The organism is Kitasatospora sp. DSM 101779 (genome assembly GCF_025655475.1).
GTDB lineage: Bacteria > Actinomycetota > Actinomycetes > Streptomycetales > Streptomycetaceae > Kitasatospora.
The window spans coordinates 5,328,800-5,335,776 of sequence record NZ_JAHTIK010000001.1 but is presented as its reverse complement, the minus strand read 5'-3'; the positions used below and the strand labels follow the sequence as shown (position 1 = coordinate 5,335,776).

Annotated in this window: 6 protein-coding genes; 5 read left to right on the top strand and 1 reads right to left on the bottom strand. The window is 72.0% G+C overall.

Features of this window, described 5'->3' with window-relative positions; all coding sequences use genetic code 11:
- Positions 1 to 86: 86 nt before the first annotated feature.
- Complete coding sequence (locus KSNIM_RS24355) at positions 87 to 1,157, bottom strand: LacI family DNA-binding transcriptional regulator (protein WP_263105280.1); 1,071 nt, start codon at positions 1,155 to 1,157, stop codon at positions 87 to 89.
- A 511-nt stretch (positions 1,158 to 1,668) separates the two neighbouring features.
- Between KSNIM_RS24355 and KSNIM_RS24350 the strand changes: the two genes are divergently transcribed.
- The 5 genes from KSNIM_RS24350 to KSNIM_RS24330 form a co-directional block, all read left to right on the top strand.
- Positions 1,669 to 2,997 (top strand): ABC transporter substrate-binding protein, encoded by a 1,329-nt coding sequence (locus KSNIM_RS24350; RefSeq protein ID WP_263105279.1) that lies wholly within the window; start codon positions 1,669 to 1,671, stop codon positions 2,995 to 2,997.
- A 109-nt stretch (positions 2,998 to 3,106) separates the two neighbouring features.
- Entirely contained in the window at positions 3,107 to 4,114 is a 1,008-nt protein-coding gene (locus KSNIM_RS24345) for a carbohydrate ABC transporter permease (protein WP_263105278.1), read from the top strand.
- Between the two features lie 3 nt (positions 4,115 to 4,117).
- Positions 4,118 to 4,996, top strand: coding sequence for a carbohydrate ABC transporter permease (locus KSNIM_RS24340; RefSeq protein ID WP_263105277.1), 879 nt, complete (start codon positions 4,118 to 4,120; stop codon positions 4,994 to 4,996).
- Positions 4,997 to 5,042: 46 nt separating this feature from the next.
- On the top strand, positions 5,043 to 6,506 hold the full coding sequence (locus KSNIM_RS24335; protein ID WP_263105276.1) for a GH1 family beta-glucosidase: 1,464 nt from the start codon (positions 5,043 to 5,045) through the stop codon (positions 6,504 to 6,506).
- Positions 6,507 to 6,563: 57 nt separating this feature from the next.
- Positions 6,564 to 6,977: hypothetical protein (locus tag KSNIM_RS24330; RefSeq protein ID WP_263105275.1), on the top strand; the 414-nt coding region annotated here is incomplete at its 3' end.

The window sequence follows — 6,977 nt, the reverse complement described above, 5'->3', positions numbered from 1 at the left end:
GGCCCGAGCCCTCCGCGGCCCGCGGGGCCCGGCCGGGCGGCCGGTGCCGTTCCGGGCCGCGGGCGGCGCCGCGACCGGTGCCGGCCTCAGGCCGAGTCCCGCACCACCAGCTCGGTGGCGAGCACCACCTGCCGCCGCGCGCGGCCGCGTTCGGCGATCTCCTCGAGCAGCAGGCGGGCCATCGTCCGCCCCATCTCCTCGATCGGCTGCCGGACGCTGGTCATCGGCGGGTCCGTGTGCCGGGCCACGATCGAGTCGTCGAAGCCGATCACCGCGACCTGGTCGGGCACCCGGCGGCCCGCCGCGCGCAGCACCTGCATCGCGCCCGCGGCCATCAGGTCGGAGGCGCAGAACACTCCGTCCAGGTCGGGCCGACGCTCCAACAGCTCACGCATCGCCAGCCGGCCGCCCTCCTCGGTGAAGTCGGCGAGCCCGACGAGTTCCTCGTCGTACGGGCGGCCGGCCTCCTCCAGGGCCCGGCGGTATCCGCCGAGGCGGGCCTGGGCCACCTCCATGTCCAGCGGACCGGTGATGGTGGCCACCTGGCGGCAGCCGCGGCGCAGCAGGTGCCGGACGGCCATCCTGGCCCCGCCCGCGTTGTCGGCGTGCACGTAGCTCAGCGGCTCCAGGTCACCGCGGCGGCCGGCCAGCACGGAGGGGATCTCCAGGCTCTCCAGGATGCTCGGCAGCGGGTCGTCCTGATGCACGGAGACGAGGAGTACGCCGTCCACCCGCTGCGCGGTCAGATAGGCCGAAAGTCGTTCCCGTTCGCGCTGGTTGCGGACCAGGATCAGCAGCAGCTGCATGTCGGTCTCGGCGAGCTCCGCCGAGACGCCGCTGATGATGTCGGAGAAGTAGGGCTCGGAGAAGAGCCGGGTCTCCGCCTCGGGCACCACCAGGGCGACCGAGTCGGTGCGCGAGGTGACCAGGGTGCGGGCGGCCCGGTTGGGGACGTAGCCGAGTTCGGCGATGGCGGCCTGCACGGCCTCGCGCGCCTTCTCGCTCACCCGGGGCGATCCGTTGATCACCCGGGACACCGTGCCGCGCCCGACCCCGGCCAGCGCGGCCACCTCCTCCAGCGTGGGGCGCGCGGAGCTCCTGCCGCCCGCCCCGGCGCCGCCCAGGGGCCCTGCGGGGGGCTGTGCGGTCTGGCTCATCGCTCACCTCTTGGAAGTCCTCGTGGCGCCTTGCGGGCCGATTGCTGCTCATTGTGGCCGGTTTCGGCCGCCGGGGAACCCGCGGAACGACCGCGCTCCCCCCGACCGTACGCGGAGGTCCGCGCGGGCCGGCGGCCGGTGTCGCCAGGACACCGTTTCGCGACTCCTAGGACACGCTCCGGCAACGGATACGACGTCAGCCCTTGACACCCGGCCCCGCGACGAAGGAACCTTCCGGCATGCGCTGTGGGAGCGCTCCCACACTCTAGTGGTGAATCGCCCCCGGCAACAGCGCCCCCGCCCCGGTCCGACGGGCACCTCCGACGGACCACCGGCACCGGTCTCCCACGGTCGGCACAGCCGCGACCGGCCCGCACGCCCCGGCAACGCCCGGGAAACCCGAAACACCCGGGCAACACCCCGGCAGCAGCACCGCATCACCCTCCACAGCCGCACCGCACCACCCACGCGCAGCACCACCCGATGCCCCACCCGGAACAAGGAGAACGCCATGCGCACCACGTCCCGCCCCCGCAGAGCGGCCGTCCTGGCCACCGCCGTCATCGCCTCGTCCGCACTGCTGCTCACCGCGTGCAGCAGCAGCGGCGACAAGGGCGGGTCGGACGGCGCCTCGTCGGCCGCGGGCGAGAAGATCACCCTGACCGTCGGCGACTTCGGCACCTTCGGCTACAAGGAGGCCGGCCTGTACGACGAGTACATGGCCGCCCACCCGAACATCACCATCAAGGCGGACACCACCCAGGACGGCCAGAAGTACTGGGACGCGCTGACCACGCACCTCGCCTCGGGCAGCGGCCTCTCCGACATCCAGGCCGTCGAGGTGGGCTACATCGCGCAGGCCACCGGCACCCTCGGCGACAAGTTCACCGACCTCTCCAAGACCGAGGGCGTCAACGCGGGCGCCTGGCTTCCGTGGAAGTCGAAGCAGGCCACCACCGCCAAGGGCGCGCTGATCGGCCTCGGCACCGACATCGGCCCGATGGCCGTCTGCTACCGCAAGGACCTCTTCCAGCAGGCCGGCCTGCCGACCGACCGCACCGAGGTCGCCAAGCTGTGGGCGGGCGACTGGTCGAAGTTCGTGGACGCGGGCAAGCAGTACCAGGCCAAGGCCCCGGCCGGCACCTTCTTCACCGACTCGGCGAGCGGCCTGTTCAACGCCGCGCTCTCGGCCGAGACCCAGCAGTACTCGGACGACTCCGGCAAGCTCGTCTACAAGGACAGCGCGGGCGTCAAGAAGGCCTGGAACGTGGCCGTCAGCGCCTCGCAGGCGAAGATCAGCGCGGGCCTGCGCCAGTTCCAGGACAACTGGAACTCCGCGTTCGCCAACGCCAAGTTCGCCACCGTGGTCTGCCCGTCCTGGATGACCGGCATCATCAGCAAGTACTCCGGCGACTCCGGCAAGGGCAAGTGGGACATCGCCGCCCCGCCGGTCGCCTCCAACTGGGGCGGTGCCTTCCTGACCGTCCCGAAGGCCGGCAAGCACCAGAAGGAGGCCGCGGCCCTCGCCGCCTGGCTGACCGCGCCGGAGCAGCAGGCCAAGGTCTTCACCAAGGTCGGCAACCTGCCCTCGACCACGGCCGGCCTCGAGCTGCCCACCGTCCAGAGCGCCAAGCTCGACTACTTCGGCGACACCCCGACCGGCCAGATCTTCGCCTCCACCGCGAAGAGCATCCAGCCCGCCCCGATCGGCGAGCAGGACGGCACCGTCAAGACGATCATCACCGACAACGGCATCCTCGACATCGAGGAGCACGGCACCGACCCGGCCAAGGCCTGGGCGAACGTCGAGAAGCTGGTCGACGACAAGGTCAACGGCTGACCGACCCGCCGGACCGGCGACAGACCGGTCCGCATCGCCCGGCCGGGCTCCGTGCCCGGCCGGGCGCCCGCACCACCGCCGACAGCCACTCCCGGGAAGGACCTACCCAGTGGCCACCTCCATCCGAGCCGCGGCCGAGGACGGCTCGGCGCCGACCACCGCACCCGGCGGCCCCCGCACCCCGGCCGCCCCGCAGCGCTCCGCCTGGCGCTCGCGCCTCTACCGTCTCGACCTCAAGGCGTCGCCGTACGCGTACATCGCACCGTTCTTCCTCTGCTTCGCGGCGTTCGGCCTTTTCCCGCTGATCTGGACGGGCTGGCTCTCGCTCCACCGCGTCGACCTGCTCAACCAGGACGTCATGGACTGGCGCGGCACCGGCAACTACACCCGGCTCTGGGAGACCGACCAGTTCTGGACGGCCCTGCGGAACACCTTCACCATCGGGGTGATCTCCACCGTCCCGCAGCTGCTGATGGCCCTGGGCCTGGCGCACCTGCTGAACTACCGGATGCGCGGCCGCGGCTTCCTGCGGGTGGCGGTCCTCGCCCCGTACGCGACCTCGATCGCCGCAGCGACCCTGGTCTTCGTCCAGCTGTTCAACCCCGACTACGGGATGATCAACTGGCTGCTGTCCATGGTCGGCATCGACCGCACCGACTGGTACTCGGACACCTGGCCGTCCCAGATCGCCATCTCCACCATCGTCACCTGGCGGTGGACGGGCTACAACGCGCTGATCTACCTGGCCGCCATGCAGGCCGTGCCCAAGGACCTCTACGAGGCCGCGAGCCTGGACGGCGCCTCGCGCTGGCAGCAGTTCACCAAGGTCACCATCCCCTCGATCCGCCCCACCATCCTGTTCACGGTCATCGTCTCGACGATCGGCGCCACCCAGCTGTTCGGTGAGCCGCTGCTCTTCGGCGGCGGTGTCGGCGTCAGCGGCGGCTCCGCCCACCAGTACCAGACCCTCGGCCTCTACATGTACGAGCTGGGCTGGCCCAGCCGTCAGCTGGGCCGGGCCTCGGCGGTCGCCTGGACGATGCTGCTGATCCTGCTGCTGATCGGTGCGGTCCAGACCCTGATCGCCCGCCGCAACCGCACCAAGCTGGGAGGCTGAACCATGGCCGTCATCTCCACCGCCCCGCTGCGCCGGCGGCTGCGCCCCGGTGCCGGCGACCAGGACAAGGCCGGGCCGGTGACCTACGCGGTCCTCGCCATCGCCGCCGTGGTCTCGCTCTTCCCGCTGTACTGGACCTTCGTCGCCGCCAGCAACACCGGCGAGCGGGTGGCCCAGTCGCCGCCGCCGATGCTGCCCAGCGGCGAGCTCTGGACCAACATCACCACCGCCTGGAACCAGGCGGACATGGGCAAGGCACTGCTGAACTCCACCGTCGTCGCGGGCTGCGTCTCGCTCTCCACGGTGCTGTTCTCCACCCTCGCCGGCTTCGCCTTCGCCAAGCTGCGGTTCCGCGGCCGCAACGCGCTGCTGACCCTGGTCGTCGCCACCATGACCATCCCGCCGCAGCTCAGCGTGATCCCGCTGTACCGGATCATCACCGACCTGAACTGGGGCAACCAGCTCAAGGCGGTGATCCTGCCCTCGCTGGTGGCGGCGTTCGGCGTCTTCTTCATGCGGCAGTTCCTGCTGGAGGCGCTCCCGCTGGAGCTGATCGAGGCCGCCCGGGTGGACGGCGCGCACAGCCTGCGGATCATCTGGCACGTCGTACTGCCCATCGCGCGTCCCGCGATGGCCGTCCTGGGCATGCTGGTGTTCGTGCAGTCCTGGAACGACTTCTTCTGGCCGTTCGTGGTGCTCACCCAGCAGAACCCGACCGTCCAGGTCGCGCTGTCCTCCATCGGCGGCGGCAGCGGCCACGACATCAACCAGGCGGTGATCATGACCGGCGCACTGGTGGGGACCCTGCCCCTGCTGCTGATCTTCGCCGTCCTGGGCAAGCACATCGTCGGCGGCATCACGGCCGGCGCGGTGAAGAGCTGACCCGCCGTCCGTCCCGTCCCACACCTGACTATGGGAGCGCTCCCGTATGACCGTCACCGATCCGCACACCCCGGCCGACCTCGCGGCCGAGGACCGAGCCGGCGCCTTCCCGCCGGGCTTCGCCTGGGGTGCGGCCACCGCCGCCTACCAGATCGAGGGCGCCGCAGCCGAGGACGGCCGCACCCCCTCGATCTGGGACACCTTCAGCCACACCCCCGGCAAGGTCGCCAACGGCGACACCGGCGACACCGCGGTCGACCACTACCACCGCTTCCGCGAGGACGTCCGGATGATGGCCGACCTCGGCCTCACCGCCTACCGCTTCTCGCTCTCCTGGCCCCGCATCCAGCCCACCGGCCGCGGCCCCGCCGTCGAACGCGGCCTCGACTTCTACCGGGCCCTCACCGACGAGCTGCTCGCCCACGGCATCACCCCGGTCGCCACTCTCTACCACTGGGACCTCCCGCAGGAGCTGGAGGACGCCGGCGGCTGGCCGAACCGCGAGACCGCGTACCGCTTCGCCGAGTACGCCGGCATCGCCGCCGAGGCCCTCGGCGACCGGATCGGCATCTGGACCACCCTCAACGAGCCCTGGTGCAGCGCCTTCCTCGGCTACGCCTCCGGCGTGCACGCCCCCGGCCGCACCGACCCGGGCGACTCGCTGCGCGCCGCCCACCACCTCAACCTCGGCCACGGCCTCGCCGTCGGCGCCCTGCGCGCCGCGCTGCCCGCCTCCGCCCAGCTGGCCGTCTCGCTCAACCTGCACGCGGTGCGTCCGCACAGCGCGCACCCCGGCGACCTGGAGGCGGCCCGCCGGATCGAGGCGGTCGGCAACCGGATCTGGACCAGCCCGATGTTCAAGGGCCGCTACGACGAGGACCTGCTCGCCGACACCGCCCACCTGGTCGACTGGGACACCCTGGTGCAGCCCGGCGACCTCGCCGAGATCTCCCGGCCGCTCGACCTGCTCGGCCTCAACTACTACAACCCGACGCTGGTCTCCTCGGTCGAGAACGCGAAGAACCTGCCGCGCCACGACGGGCACGGCGAGAGCACCTTCTCGCCCTGGCCGGGCGCCGACGACGTCGCCTTCCACCTCGCACCCGGCGAGGTCACCGCGATGAACTGGCCGATCGACCCGACCGGGCTGTCCGACTCGCTGATCGCGCTGCACCACGAGTTCGGCCTGCCGCTGATGGTCACCGAGAACGGCGCCGCCTTCGAGGACGAGGTGTCCGCCGACGGCAGCGTCCACGACCCGGAGCGGGCCGCCTACGTGAAGGGCCACCTCGGCGCCGTCTCCGACGCGATCGCCGCCGGCGCCGATGTCCGCGGCTACTTCCTGTGGTCGCTGCTCGACAACTTCGAGTGGGCGTACGGCTACGAGAAGCGCTTCGGCATCGTCCACGTCGACTACGACACCCTGGTGCGCACGCCCAAGACCAGCGCCCGCTGGTACTCCGAGGCGATCCGGACCGGCCGTCTGGACCACGGCGTCCCGCCGCGCTGATGACGGTGCGTCACCACGCCGCGTGACTCCGACCGGGTTCGCTCGTTCTCCTCTCACGTGCGACACCGTCACGCGGCACCACCGCGGCCCGACCGCCCCACCGGCGGACCTCCCCGCCGGAACGTCTGCCGACGGGCCGGAAAGCTGGCGGCCGGCGGCGCACTCCTCGCCCAGCTGTGGGGGTTTGGGCCGGGAATCTGCGACGCCGCAGCCGCCGAAGGGCCGGGGCCCGGCCTGATCGACCAGGTCGGCGCCCCGGCCCTCCTCCACCGCCTCGGCGGGGACACCGTCCCCGCCGTCGAGCAGCAGACCGGGCCGGTCGAGGAGGTGCTCCGGGACCGGATCAGGGTGGACGGCCTCCCACTGCCGGGACAGGCCGCCACCGTGCCCGACGCCTTCGCCATCGCCGCCGTTCTGCTCCCCGCCGTCTCCCCGCCACCGCGGGGGGACGGCGGTGCCGCTTCCGCCCCC

What these genes read in the sequence shown, in the direction of transcription:
- KSNIM_RS24335 (WP_263105276.1), top strand. Translation starts at nt 5,043, where the DNA reads ATGACCGTCACCGATCCGCACACCCCGGCCGACCTCGCGGCCGAGGAC.
- KSNIM_RS24350 (WP_263105279.1), top strand. Translation starts at nt 1,669, where the DNA reads ATGCGCACCACGTCCCGCCCCCGCAGAGCGGCCGTCCTGGCCACCGCC.
- KSNIM_RS24355 (WP_263105280.1), bottom strand. Translation starts at nt 1,157, where the DNA reads ATGAGCCAGACCGCACAGCCCCCCGCAGGGCCCCTGGGCGGCGCCGGG.
- KSNIM_RS24340 (WP_263105277.1), top strand. Translation starts at nt 4,118, where the DNA reads ATGGCCGTCATCTCCACCGCCCCGCTGCGCCGGCGGCTGCGCCCCGGT.